Origin of the sequence: Bradyrhizobium sp., from assembly GCF_035935975.1 — a bacterium.
Taxonomy (GTDB): domain Bacteria; phylum Pseudomonadota; class Alphaproteobacteria; order Rhizobiales; family Xanthobacteraceae; genus Bradyrhizobium.
Genome location: NZ_DASYWN010000041.1, coordinates 343,456 through 357,969, shown reverse-complemented (window position 1 = coordinate 357,969; position 14,514 = coordinate 343,456). Strand labels below are relative to the sequence as shown.

At 65.5% G+C, this 14,514-nt stretch carries 14 protein-coding genes; 10 read left to right on the top strand and 4 right to left on the bottom strand.

Annotated features, from left to right (window positions below; translation table 11 throughout):
* Positions 1 to 117: 117 nt before the first annotated feature.
* Both VGR99_RS24465 and VGR99_RS24460 read right to left on the bottom strand, forming a co-directional pair.
* A complete protein-coding gene (locus VGR99_RS24465; protein ID WP_326902038.1) occupies positions 118 to 1,323 on the bottom strand; it encodes an amidohydrolase family protein in 1,206 nt (401 codons plus the stop codon).
* Between the two features lie 81 nt (positions 1,324 to 1,404).
* A complete protein-coding gene (locus VGR99_RS24460) occupies positions 1,405 to 2,646 on the bottom strand; it encodes an amidohydrolase family protein (RefSeq protein WP_326902037.1) in 1,242 nt (413 codons plus the stop codon).
* A gap of 148 nt (positions 2,647 to 2,794) precedes the next feature.
* Between VGR99_RS24460 and VGR99_RS24455 the strand changes: the two genes are divergently transcribed.
* Positions 2,795 to 3,211 carry a nuclear transport factor 2 family protein gene (locus VGR99_RS24455; protein ID WP_326902036.1) on the top strand — a complete coding sequence of 139 codons (417 nt, stop codon included), beginning with the start codon at positions 2,795 to 2,797 and terminating at the stop codon, positions 3,209 to 3,211.
* Here VGR99_RS24455 and VGR99_RS24450 read toward each other — a convergent pair.
* Positions 3,208 to 3,966, bottom strand: coding sequence for a GntR family transcriptional regulator (locus VGR99_RS24450; RefSeq protein ID WP_326902035.1), 759 nt, complete (start codon positions 3,964 to 3,966; stop codon positions 3,208 to 3,210). The two genes, VGR99_RS24455 and VGR99_RS24450, sit on opposite strands and share 4 nt — an antisense overlap.
* A gap of 197 nt (positions 3,967 to 4,163) precedes the next feature.
* On the opposite strand from VGR99_RS24450, the gene VGR99_RS24445 reads away from it, so the two are divergent.
* From VGR99_RS24445 to VGR99_RS24425, 5 genes are all read left to right on the top strand, one after another.
* Positions 4,164 to 5,021: an ABC transporter ATP-binding protein gene (locus VGR99_RS24445; protein WP_326902034.1), complete on the top strand. Its 858-nt coding sequence runs from the start codon at positions 4,164 to 4,166 to the stop codon at positions 5,019 to 5,021.
* Positions 5,021 to 5,797 carry an ABC transporter permease gene (locus VGR99_RS24440; RefSeq protein ID WP_326902033.1) on the top strand — a complete coding sequence of 259 codons (777 nt, stop codon included), beginning with the start codon at positions 5,021 to 5,023 and terminating at the stop codon, positions 5,795 to 5,797. The genes VGR99_RS24445 and VGR99_RS24440 overlap by 1 nt, the downstream gene beginning before the upstream one ends.
* A 39-nt stretch (positions 5,798 to 5,836) precedes the next feature.
* Complete coding sequence (locus tag VGR99_RS24435; protein ID WP_326902031.1) at positions 5,837 to 6,862, top strand: ABC transporter substrate-binding protein; 1,026 nt, start codon at positions 5,837 to 5,839, stop codon at positions 6,860 to 6,862.
* Between the two features lie 16 nt (positions 6,863 to 6,878).
* Entirely contained in the window at positions 6,879 to 8,318 is a 1,440-nt protein-coding gene (locus VGR99_RS24430; protein WP_326902029.1) for an amidohydrolase family protein, read from the top strand.
* A 140-nt stretch (positions 8,319 to 8,458) separates the two neighbouring features.
* Positions 8,459 to 9,367 (top strand): amino acid ABC transporter substrate-binding protein, encoded by a 909-nt coding sequence (locus VGR99_RS24425; protein WP_326902027.1) that lies wholly within the window; start codon positions 8,459 to 8,461, stop codon positions 9,365 to 9,367.
* A 238-nt stretch (positions 9,368 to 9,605) separates the two neighbouring features.
* Here VGR99_RS24425 and VGR99_RS24420 read toward each other — a convergent pair whose 3' ends face one another.
* Positions 9,606 to 10,832: an MFS transporter gene (locus VGR99_RS24420; protein WP_326902026.1), complete on the bottom strand. Its 1,227-nt coding sequence runs from the start codon at positions 10,830 to 10,832 to the stop codon at positions 9,606 to 9,608.
* 88 nt (positions 10,833 to 10,920) lie between these two features.
* On the opposite strand from VGR99_RS24420, the gene VGR99_RS24415 reads away from it, so the two are divergent.
* Genes VGR99_RS24415 through VGR99_RS24400 form a run of 4 tightly spaced genes read left to right on the top strand, consistent with a single transcriptional unit; the run spans position 10,921 to position 14,511 of the window.
* On the top strand, positions 10,921 to 11,394 hold the full coding sequence (locus VGR99_RS24415; RefSeq protein ID WP_326902025.1) for a MarR family winged helix-turn-helix transcriptional regulator: 474 nt from the start codon (positions 10,921 to 10,923) through the stop codon (positions 11,392 to 11,394).
* A gap of 2 nt (positions 11,395 to 11,396) precedes the next feature.
* The gene (locus VGR99_RS24410) at positions 11,397 to 13,445 is read left to right on the top strand and encodes an FUSC family protein (protein ID WP_326902023.1); all 2,049 of its coding nucleotides are present in this window, start codon (positions 11,397 to 11,399) and stop codon (positions 13,443 to 13,445) included.
* Positions 13,442 to 13,648 carry a DUF1656 domain-containing protein gene (locus tag VGR99_RS24405; RefSeq protein WP_326902021.1) on the top strand — a complete coding sequence of 69 codons (207 nt, stop codon included), beginning with the start codon at positions 13,442 to 13,444 and terminating at the stop codon, positions 13,646 to 13,648. Before VGR99_RS24410 ends, VGR99_RS24405 begins: the two co-directional genes overlap by 4 nt.
* Positions 13,645 to 14,511, top strand: a complete 867-nt coding sequence (locus VGR99_RS24400; RefSeq protein WP_326902019.1) for an HlyD family secretion protein — start codon at positions 13,645 to 13,647, stop codon at positions 14,509 to 14,511. Before VGR99_RS24405 ends, VGR99_RS24400 begins: the two co-directional genes overlap by 4 nt.
* Positions 14,512 to 14,514 lie beyond the last annotated feature (3 nt).

The following is a 14,514-nucleotide window of genomic DNA, read 5'->3' as shown; positions in this document are numbered from 1 at the left end:
ACGTTCTAGTATGATCAGCGCGGCCTGCCTCGCAACGCGGGGAGCTACGGTCCGGGATTTTGCGGGACCGGGATTTGGGGCGAATTGGCGGTGAATCGGACCGGAAAGGCCCAGTGATCAGCGCTGTCTCCCGATCATCTTACCGTCAGACGCAACGAGCATACCTGCCTTGTAAACAGCGCGGCCCTGCGGCACCGCCACCACGGCCTCGGGAACATGCGCCGCGTTCAGCGTCACGAAATCGGCCTTGGCGCCGACATGCAGCCCATAGCCCTCGAGCCGCAACGCCTTGGCGCCGGCCGCAGTGACGACATCGAAGGCGGCGCGCAGCTCTTCGTCGATATTGAAGCCGGAGCGATAGCCGAGGGTGGTTGCCCGGCGCAGCATGTCGCCGTCGCCATAGGGCCACCAGGAGTCGCGGATGTTGTCGTTGCCGCTGAAGACGGTGACGCCGGCATTGCGCAGCGCGAGGATCGGCGGGAAGGGCCGGGCGCCCGGTGCGTTGGTCATGATCGCCACGCCCGACCGGGCCAGGATGTCGGCAATCTTCTTGAGGTAATCCGCGGAAATGTCGCCGAGCCCGTAGGCGTGGCTGATCGCGACATGGCCCTCCATGCCGAGCGCGCTGGTGCGGGCCGCGATCTGCTCGATCTCGAAAGCGCCGAGCGTGCCCATGTCGTGCAGATGAATGTCGACATCGACGCCGTGCTTGCTGGCGACGCCGAACACGACGTCGAGATGCTTTTCGACGTCGCGGTCGAAGCTCGCGGGATCGAGCCCGCCGACGAGATCGGCGCCGAGGCCGATGGCCTCGTCCAGCAATTGCGGTGTACCGGGGCTTGCCAGAATGCCGCTCTGGGGGAAGGCAACGAGCTGAATGTCGATCAAGCCCTTGTATTCGTCGCGTACGCACAAGATCGTCTCGAGCGATTTCAGGCCGACCGAGCCGTCGACCATGACGTGACTGCGCATCTGCGTGGTGCCGTGTCCGATGCAAAGATCGAGCTGGTTGCGCGCACGCACGTCCATCGGCGCTGCCTCGGCCATGTTCTCGGCCTGGAAGGCGACGCGCTCATGCACGTTGAACCCGTTGGTGCATGGCTTGTGCGGCCGCCAGACATCGCCATAGAAACTGGTGTCGAGATGAATGTGGCCTTCGACGAAGCCGGGCACGATCAGGGCGTTGTTGAGGTCGATCGTCTCCGCACCCGCCGGCGGCTGGTCGATGGGCGCGATCGCAGCGATGCGGCCGTCCTTGACCGCGATGTGATGGCAGGCACCGCCGTCGAAACGCGCGTTCAGGAAGACTGTGTCGAAGGCCATTTTGGTTCCTCCGTTGATGGATTGCGACGAGTGTCGCGCAGGCCGCGCGTCAGGCGCAAGACGCAGGGTGGCGAGGGCCGTTCAGCGTCCGGGACGGAACAGCGTTGGGCGCTGCCGCTCAAACGTCTGCCGTCCCGCCTTGAAGCCCATCACGATGTCGGGCAGCTCGGCGATCGCAAAGCGGCTGTCCTGCGTGTCCAGCACGACGAGATCGGCGGGGTTGCCGACCTTGAGGCCGTAATCGCCGAGGTTCATCAGCCGTGCCGGCAGGTCGGTGACGAGGTCGAGGCAGGTGTCGAAATCGCTGACCGAGGCATGCGCGACGTTGGCGTAGAAATTCGCCATCCGCAGCAGCGAGGCATCGCCGAACGGCGTGAACGGGTTGAGCACGTTGTTGGTCGCGACCGAGCACAGCACGCCGTCGTCGGCGAGCTTGTGGGCGAGCGTCAGCCCGCGCGGCGCGTTGTGGGTGGCGTCGCGGCCCATGAGGTAAAGATCGGTCGCAGGCAGCACGGTGACGGCGACGCCCGCCTTTGCCAGTTGAGCGGTGGCCGCCTTCAGCCGCTCCGGCGGCAAGGCCGACAGCTTCGTGGCATGGCCGACCGCCACGCGTCCCTGATAGTTGCGCCGCTCGGTTTGTCGGCAGACTTCGTCGAGATGCCACCAGGAGGGATCGAGGTCGAAGTCGAGATGGAGATCGACGTCGACGTCGAATTCCTGGGCGAGATCGAAGATGCGTTCGAGATGGGCGTTCGGGTCGGTGTCCATGTAGGGACAGCCGCCGATCGCTTCGCCGCCGTTGCGCAGCGCCTGGATCAGCAACTCCTCGGCGCCGGGATCGTTGGTCAGGCCCTCCTGCGGGAAGACGCAGAGCGACAGATCGATCGCCCAGGCGTAGTCGCGCTTCAGCGACTTGACCGCCTCGAAGCCGCGCAACCCGATGCGCGGGTCGATCTCGACATGCGTGCGCATCCGCGTCGTGCCGTGCATGATCGCCCGTTCGAGCACGCGGGCGCCGCGCGCGTAGACGTCCTCGACGGTAAAATCCTTCTTCATCCCGGCAACGGCGCGGATGGCTTCCGAGACACTGCCGTGATTGTGCCCGCAACGGCCGAGCAGGCAGGCCTTGTCGAGATGGATGTGGGTGTCGACGAAGCCGGGCAGGGCAAGGTGCCCACCGAGATCGATTTCGACGGCCTCGCAGGCCAGATGGGGCTCGATCGCGGCGATCCGCCCGCCTTTCACGCCGATATCGACGGGTGCGGCGGATGAGCGCAACAGCGCGTTACGGAAGATCAGGTCGAAGGCGGTCTGCGTGGTCATGGCATCAAATTCAGCTGTGATAGCCTAGCGGAAGGCCTTGGGGCGGGCAGCTCCAGATTGTGTGCAGTTCTGCCACCAAAATGTTCAAAAAATGTGCATGCAGTTTGATGCGCGAATTGTAGAATGCCGGCAGCCCGGAGACCCCGTCATGTCCGCCCCCGCCAAAGCCGCGCGCCCGATGACCGATGCCGAGATCGTGGAAGCCTATCTGACGGCCTCGATGATACCCGATCCCGACGCAGCCGCGGCCTATATGAAGCCGGGCACGGTGATCACCTTCACCGGCGGGCGCGAGTTCGATCATCCGCGCGGGCCGACCGGCTTCAACGCCAAACGCTATCGCTGGGTGAAGAAGAAGATGGACCGGTTCGACGTCTGTCCGGGCCCTGACGAGACCGTGGTCTACAGCGTCGGCACGCTCTATGGCGAGTGGATGGACAGCACGCCGTTCGAGGGCAACCGCTATGTCGACCGCTTCGTCGTCAAAGGCGGCCAGATCGTGAAGATGGACGTCTGGAACGACAGCGCCGAGCGCATCCTCGTCCAACGCGGCATTGAAGCCTAGCCTCGTCGTGCGACCTTCGGCAGCTTGACCACGCGGTCGCTCGTGACCTCGTCCGCATAGGGTGCGAGGATATCGAGCAGGTCGCGGCCGCGCTGCGGGGTGGGAGCGACCAACGCGCGATTGGCCACGGAATCGAGGTGATGATGCATCAAGTCCATCACCTTGGCCTCGTCGCCCTTGGCCAGCGCTGAAATGATCGCGCGGTGCTCGTTGATGGCGCATTCGGTCGAGTGCGGCCGGCTGTAGAGCGACAGCGTCAGGCAGCAGCGATAGGCGACCTCGCTGACATAGCGCACCAGGATCGGGCTGTTCGTCATCTGCGCGAGCAGGATGTGGAATTCGGTGGCGAGCCGGATCGAGACCGCATCGGTGCCGCCACGTGCGTCGTCCTCGGCGTCGACATGGGCGTTCAGCTCGGCGATTTGCGCCTTGGTCAGCTTGCCCGCGAGCTGGCGGACGACGAGGCCTTCGAGCTGGATTCGGATATCGAAGGCATCGCGCGCCTCCTGCCAGCTCGGCGTCGCCACCACCGCGATGCGGTTGCGGCGGAGCTCGACTAGGCCTTCGGCGGCGAGCTGCCCCAGCGCGTGGCGGGCGATGGTGCGGCTGACGCCAAAGCGCTCGCCGAGCGAATCCTCCGGGAGCTTAGCGCCGGGCTCGAGCGCCTGCTCGATGATCGCGCGCCTGAGGGCGCGGCAGATCACGCTGACCTTGTCGGATGATTCAGAGGTCTTGCTGGTGGGGCGCGCCGCCATCGGCGAATCCTTGGAGGGAAAGTCGAAATCTCTCTGTAGCACAGCCCCGGCGCAATCCAGCGCTCCAATTGCATGCAGTTTGACCTCCCGATTGCCTAAATCGAATCCGGCCATCCGGCGGGGCATTTGGCAAATCCTTGATTTTACGTTGGCTGACGATTGGCACCTAGCTTGCATGCACTTTGGCTGTGATGCGCATGCAACCCAACGCCCAGTTTGACGGCCAGCCCGTTCCCGAAGGTCCGGCCGCGACCGCCATCGAGCTGTCGGAGGCCTCCGTGACCTTCGGTCGCGGCGACCGCGCCGTGCCCGCTCTGTCGAAGACCACGCTTCGGATCGCCGACGGCGAGTTTGTCGCACTGGTCGGCCCGTCCGGATGCGGCAAATCGACCATCTTGCGTCTCGTCAGCGGCCTGGTGCAGCCGACCAGCGGCGTCGTGATCGTCGGCGGCCGCGAGGTCGCGGCGCGGGCGATGCGGGTCGGCATGGCGTTCCAGAATCCGACCATGCTGCCGTGGATGACGATCGAGCGGAACATCATGCTGCCGCTGAAGATCGTCGAGCCGTTCCGCTCGAACTTCCGCAGGCTGCGCAAGACCGAGTTTCGCGACAAGGCCAATGCGCTGCTGGAGCAGGTCGGCCTTAGGGGATTTGGCAATCGTTATCCCTGGCAGCTCTCCGGCGGCATGCTCCAGCGCGCCAATCTCTGCCGCGCGCTGATCCACGAGCCGCGCATGCTGCTGCTGGACGAGCCGTTCGGCGCGCTCGACCAGTTCACCCGCGAGGAGCTGTGGGCGATCCTCCAGAATCTCTGGATGACCCACAAGCCGACGGTGCTGCTGGTCACCCACGATCTGCGCGAGGCCGGCTTCCTGGCCAGCCGCATCTGCGTGATGAGCGCGCGTCCCGGTCGCATCCTGGACGACAGCCGCGTCGATTTCGCGCGGCCGCGCACCGTCGCCATGACCTTCGAGCCGGATTTCGTCGCGCTGAACCAGAAGCTGCGCGCCTTCATCGAGGATGCGCGCAGCGCAGCCCAGCAGGGGACAGGCTGATGTTCGGGATCGATATCAGGCAGAAGGCGTGGTCGGCCGGGCTGATCGTGCTGTTCTTCGTCGCCTGGGAGCTGTTCTGCCTGATGACGGGCATGTCGGACCTGGTGCTGCCGCGGCCCTCGCAGGTGTTCGTGACGCTGTTTCAGCGCTTTCCGGTGCTGTGGCCGCATATCGTGCAGACGCTTGCGACCACGATGTTCGGCTTCGTCCTTGGCGTCGCGCTCGGTGTGGCCCTTGGCGCCATCATCGGCGTTTCCAAAACCGCCTATGACACCTGCTATCCGCTGCTGATCGGCTTCTCCTCGATCCCCAAGGTCGCGGTGGTGCCGATCTTCGTGCTGTGGTTCGGCTCGGGCACGGTGCCGGCGGTGCTGACCGCGCTGTCGATCTGCTTCTTCCCGATCGTCGTCAACATCGCGACGGGCCTTGCCACCACCGAGCCCGAGCTCGAGGACGTGCTGAAGGCGCTCGGCGCCAGCAAGCTCGACATCCTCTGGAACGTCGGCCTGCCCAGGACCATGCCGTTCTTCTTCGCCTCGCTGAAGGTCGCGATCTCCTATGCCTTCGTCGGCGCGGTGCTGTCGGAGACAGTCGCCTCCAACCGCGGCATCGGCAACGTCATGATGACCGCGTCGTCCAATTTCAACGTGCCGCTGGTGTTTGCCGGCCTGTTCGTGCTCGCCGGTCTCGGCGTCGCCCTCTACGTCGTGTTCTCGCTGATCGAAGGGCGCGTCACCGGCTGGGCCACGCGCAAGAACGACGTGATCGCCACCTGATTTTTCCAACCGTCACGCAACGAAGCTGAGGAGGTCTCGATGTTGAGAAAAGCAACTGCCGCGCTGCTGGGATTGGCCCTGTCCACGGGCGCCGCGATGGCCCAGGAAACCACGATCAAGTTCACGCTGGGCTGGAAGACCCAAGGCAGCGATGCCGCGTTCTTCTACGCCAAGGACAACGGCTACTTCAAAGAGGAAGGCCTCAACGTCGTCATCGACCAGGGCGAGGGCTCCGGCGCGACCGTCACGCGCATCATGTCGGGCGCCTATGACGCCGGCTTCGGCGACGTCAACGCCATCATCCAGAACGCCTCGACCAAGCCGCAGGATGCGCCCGTCATGGTCTACATGATGTGGAACCAGCCGCCCTTCGCGATCGTCGCCAAGAAGACCAGCGGCATCAACACCATCAAGGATTTCGAGGGCCACACCCTCGGCGGCGCGCAGGGCACGCCGACGACGCGCCTGTTGCCGGTGTTCACGCGCAAGAACGGCCTCGACAACGAGAAGATCAAGATCTCCAACATGGCGCCGAACCTGCAGGAGCCGATGCTGATCAAGGGCGACATCGATGCCGCGCTGGTTTTCAACATCACCAGCTATTTCAACCTCGTGCTCAACCGCCAGGACCCCGACAAGGACTTCAAATGGTTCTCGTTCGGTGAGTACGGGCTCGATCTCTATTCCAACGGCGTGATGGTCTCGAAGAAGCTGATCGCATCCAACCCGAAGGCGGTGGCCGGCCTCGTGCGGGCCATCAACAAGGGCGCGATTGCGGTGGCCAAGGACCAGAACGCCGGCATGAAGGCGGCGCTGAACTACGACAATCTGATCGACGTCGCGGTCGAGAAGCGCCGGCTGCAATATTCCTTCGACAAGCTGATCGTCTCGCCGGAGATGAAGGAGATCGGCATCGGCGACATCAAGGACGACCGCATGACGCGCGCCATCGGCATCGTGGTCGAGGGCTATCAGCTCGCCCGCGCGCCGACGCCGGCCGAAGTGTTCTCGCGCGAGTTCCTGCCGCCGCGCGCGGAACGGGAGCTGGTGTATACTGCCAACTGAACCTGGAGAGACGATCATGGCCACGGAGATTTCGGCAACCAGCCTGTTCCGTGGTCCTGATCGCGGCGTCAGCGACAACGTCGTGCTGCGGCACGACGGCGGTGTGGTCACCGGCATCTCGGAAGGAGCGGGGGCCCCAAGCGGTCCGCGCTCCTTCGTCATTCCGGCTTTCGTCAACGCGCACGACCACGCCCGCGCCACCGCGTCGTCCTTCGGCGCGGTCGGCATGCCCCTGGAAAGCTGGATCCTGCGGACTGCGCTTGGCACGCCGGTCGATCCCTATCTGACGGCGGCGTCGGCGCTGGCCCGTTCGGCCAAGGCCGGCTGCGCGGCCATGATGGTGCACTACACCCGCCCGAGCGGGACAATGCCGCTGCTGGACGAGGCCAAGGCGATTGCCAGGGCCGCATCCGACGTCGGCATCCGCATCGCCTTTGCGCTCGCGGTGCGCGACCAGAACCCCATTGTCTACGGCGATGCCGAGCCGTTGCTCGCGGGCCTTCCCGGCGACGACCGCAAGACGATCGAAGACCTCTTCGTCCGCGCGCCGATGTCGCCGAAGACCTATATCGAGCTGACCGACTCGATTGCCGCGGCCATCGCCGGTCCGATGGTCGACGTGCAGCTCGGGCCTGCCGGCGTGCAATGGTGCTCGAAGCCGTTGCTGGAAGCGGTGGCGGAGAACTCGGCGCGGACCGGCCGCCGCATTCACATGCATCTGCTGGAGACCGTCTATCAGCGCGCCTGGGCCGACCAGAACTTTCCGGACATGGTGCGGTGGCTGCGCGACATCGGCTTCCTCTCGGAGCGGCTGACGCTTGCGCATTGCATCCATGCAAGGCCGGACGAGTTGGAGATGATCGCGGCGTCAGGCGCGCGCATCGTCACCAATTTCAGCTCGAACATGCATCTGCGCTCGGGCCTCGCCCCGATCGCCGCCGCCCACAAATGCGGCTGTGCCATCGCGGTCGGCGTCGATGGGCTGGCGCTGGACGAGGACGACGACATCCTGCGCGAGATGCGGCTGGTGCAGATGGTTCATGGCGGCCTCGGCTTCAGGCAGACGTGGACGCCGACCGAGCTGTTCGCGCTCGCCATCCGCAACGGCCGCCGCGCCACCGGTGCGCCCGGGAGCGGCGAGCTCGTTGCCGGCAACCCCGCCGATTACGTCGTGATCGACCTCGACCGGCTCGACCGCGACCGGATCATGCCGGTCGATCCCATGGCGCTGCTGTTCGCGCGGGGCAATGCGTCGCTGGTGCAGGAGGTCGTGGTCGCCGGCAAGACGATCGTGAGGGATGGAGCCTGTCTCGGAGTTGACCTGCCGGCGATCGAACAGGAATTGCGGAGCATGTACGGCGCCAATGTCGGCAAGCTCGAAAACTTTCAGCGGATGTGGGTACCGCTGTCGGAACGGCTGGGCGGCTGGTTCGAACAGCAGCTGACATGCCAGTGACGCAACCGGGGATTACGCGACCTGGTTGTATATAAAAGAGCGATAGCTGATAGACGCCGCCTCGTCTGGCGGCGGACGCTCGTCTGGGCTAACACCTCCGCGTCTCGACACGAGTCGATGACCCCATCAAGGAGCCCCCGATGCGTCTTCCCACCGTTCTCCTGGCCGTCACCTGTCTTGCCGGCGCAGCGTCTGCCGAAGACCTCACGGGCACGCTGCAGAAGGTCAAGGAGACCAAGAAGATCACGCTGGGCTATCAGGAAGCGTCGGTCCCGTTCAGCTATCTCGACGGCAACCAGAAGCCGGTCGGCTTCGCCATGGACATTTGTCTCAAGATTGTCGACGCCGTGAAGAAGCAGCTCGCAACGCCCGACATTGCCGTCGACTACGTCGCCGTGACCTCGTCGAACCGCATCCCGCTGATGGTCAACGGCACGCTCGACCTGCATTGCTCGGCGACCACCAACAATGCCGACCGCCAGAAACAGGTCGCCTTCACCAACACGCACTTCCTCAGCGCGACGCGCTTCGCCGCCAAGAAGGCTTCGAAGATCAACACGATCGACGATCTCAAGGGGAAGGCGGTCACCGCCGTGGCGGGCTCGGTCAACCTGAACCAGCTCGCCAAGGTCAATACCGAGCGCAATCTCGGCATCAGGATCATGCCGGCGGTGGATCAGGCCGAGGCGTTCCTGCTGCTCGAGACCGACCGCGCCCAGGCCTATGCGCTCGACGACGTCCAGCTCGCGGTCGCCATTGCGCGCTCGAAGGAGCCGGCGCTGTACATGATGAGCGAGGAGGCGTTCGCGAAGGCCGAGCCCTTTGGGATCATGCTGCGGCGGGAGGATGCGCCGTTCAAGGTGCTGGCCGACCGCGCCACCGCCGAACTCTATGCAAGCCCGGAGATCGAGGTGCTCTATCGGAAGTGGCTGGAATCGCCAACGCCGCCGAACGGCATCAACTATAACGTCCCGATGTCGCCGGCACTGCGCAACGCCTTCAAGAACCCGAGCTCGAGCGCCGATCCGGACGTGTACGTGGTGAAGTGAGGCGAGGGCGGTTTTCACCTCTCCCGTAAGCCATCGCGTAGGCGCGGTCTGAGCGAGCGCCTCGTCCTTCGAGACGACCGCTCCGCGGTCTCCTCAGGATGAGGCTGAGCGGCAGCCTGTCGAAATTGCGGCCTCGCACTCCGTCCTCATCCTGAGGGCCCGCCGAAGGCGGGCGTCTCGAAGGATGTGCTGCGGGCGAGCATCCCGCCACGTTCTTCATGCGTCGGCTTGATCTATGTTACCGCGTCCGCGGCGTATCGAGCAGTTGCCCCGCCAGCGCCGCGCCGATCGCTGCGATGGCGGCCATGGCGAGAGCCCAGGTCGCGAACAATCGATGACCGATCAGCGCGCCGCTCAGCAGCGGGGCGCTGATATTCGCGCCTGACATCAGCGACTGGTTGAGGCCCATGATCATGCCCTGGCGGTTGATCGCGGTCGAGCGCGACAGCTCCGCCGTCAGCGTACTCCGCGCGAACATGGTGCCGACGATGATCAGCGTCAGCTCGATGGCGAGCAGGCTGACATTGCTGCCGGCCGCAAGGCCCGCGAAACCAAGACCCATGCAGGCGAACGCCGCCACCACGATGTTGCGGTCGGAGGCAATGATGTTCGCACGGGTGATCAGAAGACCCTGGACCACCATGTTGATGAAGCCGGCATAGGCGAACATCCAGCCGAGCTCGCGCGCGCCGAAGGGATGCCCGTCCCAGGAGAATCGCGCCGACAGGAACAGGCCGATCTGCGACAGGAACATCGAGTTGACGAAGAAGAACACGATGAGCAGGCCAAGCAGCCGCCAAGCATAGCGCATGCCGAAGAGGCTGCGAGCCAGCGTCGGCTCCGGCACGCGGTGCTGGTAGAGCGGCTCGGCGCCCGGGTGATCGGGCGGGAGCAGGGCCATGGTCGCGAAGATGCTGATCAAAGAGAGTGCGGCCGCGGCCCACACCGGCGCGGTCTGGCCGTAATGGACGAGGAAGCTCGACAGAGCGGGGCCGAGCAGCAGCCCGGTGCCGATGGCGCCGCTGGTCATGCCGAGCGCCTGCTTGCGGGTGGCCGGCGCGCTGTGCTCGGCGGCATAGGCGTGCGCGACCGAGATGTTGCCTGAGGTCAGGCCGTCGATGATCCGCGCCAGAAACACCAGCGTGAGGTTGCCCGCGAGCGCGAGCAGGACGAAGCCGATCAAGGTGCCGATCTGGCTGACGAGCAGGACCTTCCGCCGGCCATAGCGGTCCGAGAGCATGCCGACCACGGGGCCGGCGATGAGCTGGCACACGGCATAGGCCGAGATCAGGGCGCCGATCATGAAGGGCGTCGCGCCGAGCCGCTGCGAATAGAACGGCAGCAGCGGCAGGATGATCCCCATGCCCGTGGCATCCACGGCGACGACGACGAAGGTCGGGATCAGCGTCAGTGCGCTGTCGCCGGCGGTCGTCTCTGCTGCCTGTGCCGGGAAACCCGGTCCCATCCTTGTCCTCGTTCGCTTTTGCGTGATCGCTGCGGCGATACCGGGTTATATAGTTGCACCCTAATAGTTCGTGTCCTATCTAATTTGCATGGCACCCTCGCAAGGCTTTATCCACGCCGAGATCGGCCGGCTCATCACGCGCCTTGGCCGGATCTGGCGACGCGAGTCGGATCAGGCGCTGTCCGATCACGGCCTGTCCTATGCGACCGCGATTCCGCTGCTGGTGCTGTCGCGCCAGGGCGAAAACGTGCGCCAGGGCGTGCTCGCCGATGAGCTCGGCATCGAGGGGCCGTCGCTGGTCCGGCTGATCGACCTGCTGCAGGCCGAGGGCCTCGTGGAACGCCGCGAGGACCCGACCGACCGTCGTGCCAAAACGCTACATTTGACGAAGGCGGGCGAGGCCAAGGTCGAGGAGACCAACCGCGTGCTGCGGCGGGTGCGGGCCAGCCTGCTCAAGGATATCGGCGCGGACGAACTTGCGATAACCTTCGAGACGCTTCAGCGCATTGAACAGCGGGCCAGTCGCCTGCATGACCTAAAGACTGGTCCCGAGGCGAAATAGCCATGCGCACGGATGAGTCGTTCCTGGTCCGCCACGCGGACCTGATTTTTGCTTTGAAGACGTTCGCGGCGTCGATGCTGGCGCTCGTCATCGCGCTCGCCATGGATCTGCCGCGGCCCTATTGGGCGATGGCGACCGTCTACATCACCTCGCAGCCGCTGGCGGGCGCGACCAGCTCGAAGGCATTCTTCCGCGTGATGGGCACGCTGGTCGGGGCCACCATGACGGTGGCGCTGGTGCCGAACCTGATCGATGCCCCCGAATTGCTGTGCCTCGCCATCGCGCTCTGGGTCGGGCTCTGCCTTTATCTGTCGCTGCTGGACGGCACGCCGCGCAGCTACGTTTTCATGCTCGCCGGCTACACCGTGGCGCTGATCGGCTTTCCCTCGGTGTCCGAGCCGGGCGCCATCTTCGACACCGCGGTGGCAAGGCTCGAGGAAATCTCGCTCGGCATCATCTGCGCCAGCCTGGTCTCGACCATCGTGTTTCCCCGCAGCGTCGCGCCGGCGGTCGCTCACCGCGTCGATACCTGGCTCGCGGACGCGCGCCGCCTCAGTCAGGTCGTGCTGCTGCAGGAGGGCACCAACGAGACCCGCCGCGGCAAGCGCCTCAAGCTTGCGACCGACATCGTCGAGATCGACACGCTGTCCACCCATCTTGCCTATGATCATCTGACCGACCGCAATGCGGTTACGGGCCTCGGCGAGATCCGTCTGCGTATGCTGATGCTGCTGCCCGTGATTGCCTCGCTCGAGGACCGGCTGGCCGCGCTGGGGGAGGAGGCCCTGCGCCGGCAACCCGAGCTGAAGCGGCTCCTGGAAGATCTTGCGCAATGGATCGTGAGCGACGTCAGCGCACGCCAGCCGGCCGAGCGTATCAAGGCCATGATCGCGGAGCAGCAGGCGGTGCTCGATGACAGCGCGTCCTGGGAGCGAATCATCACCACCAGCCTGTTATCGCGGCTGCGCGAGCTGGTCGATCTCTCGCGCGATTGCCGTGAGCTGACCGAGGCGATCGCCGACAACCGCAACGTCTCGACCCTCGACCTGGCCTTTCACTCCGAAGCCGGCGCCGCGCCCGTGCGCCACCGGGACCGCGGCCTGGCGCTGTGGTCGGCGGCGGGCGCTGCCGCGGCCATCCTGATCTGCTGCGCGTTCTGGATCGGGACCGGCTGGCCGGACGGCGCATCGGCGCCGATGATGGCCGCCGTTGCCTGCTCGTTCTTCGCCGCGCAGGACGAGCCCGCGCGCTTCATCCGCAGTTTCGGCTTGTGGTCGCTGGTCGCCATCATCGTCGTCGCGATCTATCTATTTGCGCTGGTTCCGGCGATCTCCCATCTCGAGGTCCTCATCGTCGCGCTGGCACCGACCTTCCTGCTCTATGGCTTCCTGATCGGCCGGCCGGCGACGGCGGGCACCGGCATGGCGCTCGCGGCGAACACCGCGACCTTGCTCGCGATCCAGACGACCTACAGTGCGGATTTCGCATCCTACGCCAATTCCGCCGTCGCCTTCTTCGTCGGCGTCCTCATCGCCGAGATCGTGACGCGGATCGCGCGCGGGGTGGGGGCGGAGTGGATCGCCAACCGCCTGGTGCTGTCGAACTGGAAGACGATCGCGGTCGCGGCCGAGCGGCGCGGCAAGCGAGATCGCGCGGAGTTCGCCGGGCTGATGCTGCACCGGCTCGGGCTCCTGGTGCAGCGCATCGCGTTCCTCTCGGAGAGCGATCGCCGCGACACCGACAGCCTCGTGCAGCTTCGCATCGGCATCAACATCATCGATTTGCGTCGGGCGCGCTACGGCCTTGCAGTGTCGACCATCGCCGTCATCGACGACATGCTCGACCAGCTTGCCATTGCCTGCCGCAGCTATGCAGGCGAGGGGATGCCGGCCGCGCTGCTGACGAGCGTCGACAGGGCGCTGGCCCAGGCCGTGAAGGACCCGAACGACAGCGCGCGCGAGGACGCCCTGATCGGTCTCGTCGGCATCCGCCGCGGCCTGTTCCCGGATGCGCCGGCCTATCGGCCGCGCGCGGAGAGTGTTGCGGCATGAGATATGTGATCGACATTTACGGCGTGCTGGTGCCGGCGTTGCTGCTGTGGATCATCGTCGCCTACGTGCTGAGCGCAATTCTGCGCCGTCTCATGCAGCGATTCGATCTCTACCGGCTGGTCTGGCACCGCGCGCTGTTCGATTTCTCGATTTTCGTCTGCCTTCTGGGCGTCGTCGTCTATCTCTCGGAGTATCTCTCATGAAGGGGAATTTCGCCTGGCTTGCCCGCCTCGCGCTGACCATCCTCGCCGTCGTCGCCGCGATCGGCGTCGGCCGCGAGCTCTGGGTCTACTACATGGAGTCGCCATGGACCCGCGACGGCCGGGTGCGCGCCGACGTCGTCCAGGTCGCGCCCGACGTATCGGGCTTCGTCACCGAGGTGCTGGTCAAGGACAACCAGAAAGTTCGCCGCGGCGATGTCCTGTTCAGGATCGATCGCGAGCGCTTTGCGCTGGCGCTGCGGCAGGCCGATGCGTCGGTCGCGGGTCATCAGGCCACGCTCGATCAGGCCAACGCCGATTTGAAGCGCTATAGCGCGCTCACCACCGATGCGGTGTCGCAGCAGAAGCAGGAGCAGGTGCTGGCGACCCAGCTCCAGGCCAAGGCGGCCTTCGATGCGGCGGTCGCAGACCGGGCCGTTGCCCAGCTCAACCTCGATCGCAGCGAGGTCCATGCGTCCGTGAACGGCGTGATCACCAACATGGATTTGCGCCCCGGCGCCTATGTCACGGCCGGGAAGGGCGTGATGGCGCTGGTCGACACCGACACGCTGCACGTCGAGGGCTATTTCGAGGAGACCAAACTGGCGCGCATCCGCATCGGCGACAGGGTGCAGGTGCGCCTGATGGGCGAGAAGGTCACGCTGTCAGGCCGTGTCGAGAGCATCGCCGCCGGCATCGAGGACCGCGACCGCGCCGAAGGTGCGAGCATGCTCGCCAACGTCAATCCCACGTTCAGCTGGGTGCGCCTCGCCCAGCGCGTCCCGGTGCGCATCGCGCTCGATCCGGTGCCTGAAGCCATGTCGCTGGTCGCCGGACGTTCGGCGACGGTGGAGGTGTTGAACTAGGTG

Excerpts from the sequence above, each read along its gene's own strand:
- VGR99_RS24405 (WP_326902021.1), top strand. The coding sequence starts at position 13,442 with ATGAGATATGTGATCGACATTTACGGCGTGCTGGTGCCGGCGTTGCTG.
- VGR99_RS24460 (WP_326902037.1), bottom strand. The coding sequence starts at position 2,646 with ATGACCACGCAGACCGCCTTCGACCTGATCTTCCGTAACGCGCTGTTG.
- VGR99_RS24415 (WP_326902025.1), top strand. The coding sequence starts at position 10,921 with ATGGCACCCTCGCAAGGCTTTATCCACGCCGAGATCGGCCGGCTCATC.
- VGR99_RS24465 (WP_326902038.1), bottom strand. The coding sequence starts at position 1,323 with ATGGCCTTCGACACAGTCTTCCTGAACGCGCGTTTCGACGGCGGTGCC.
- VGR99_RS24450 (WP_326902035.1), bottom strand. The coding sequence starts at position 3,966 with ATGGCGGCGCGCCCCACCAGCAAGACCTCTGAATCATCCGACAAGGTC.
- VGR99_RS24425 (WP_326902027.1), top strand. The coding sequence starts at position 8,459 with ATGCGTCTTCCCACCGTTCTCCTGGCCGTCACCTGTCTTGCCGGCGCA.
- VGR99_RS24445 (WP_326902034.1), top strand. The coding sequence starts at position 4,164 with ATGCAACCCAACGCCCAGTTTGACGGCCAGCCCGTTCCCGAAGGTCCG.
- VGR99_RS24430 (WP_326902029.1), top strand. The coding sequence starts at position 6,879 with ATGGCCACGGAGATTTCGGCAACCAGCCTGTTCCGTGGTCCTGATCGC.
- VGR99_RS24455 (WP_326902036.1), top strand. The coding sequence starts at position 2,795 with ATGTCCGCCCCCGCCAAAGCCGCGCGCCCGATGACCGATGCCGAGATC.
- VGR99_RS24435 (WP_326902031.1), top strand. The coding sequence starts at position 5,837 with ATGTTGAGAAAAGCAACTGCCGCGCTGCTGGGATTGGCCCTGTCCACG.
- VGR99_RS24410 (WP_326902023.1), top strand. The coding sequence starts at position 11,397 with ATGCGCACGGATGAGTCGTTCCTGGTCCGCCACGCGGACCTGATTTTT.
- VGR99_RS24400 (WP_326902019.1), top strand. The coding sequence starts at position 13,645 with ATGAAGGGGAATTTCGCCTGGCTTGCCCGCCTCGCGCTGACCATCCTC.
- VGR99_RS24420 (WP_326902026.1), bottom strand. The coding sequence starts at position 10,832 with ATGGGACCGGGTTTCCCGGCACAGGCAGCAGAGACGACCGCCGGCGAC.
- VGR99_RS24440 (WP_326902033.1), top strand. The coding sequence starts at position 5,021 with ATGTTCGGGATCGATATCAGGCAGAAGGCGTGGTCGGCCGGGCTGATC.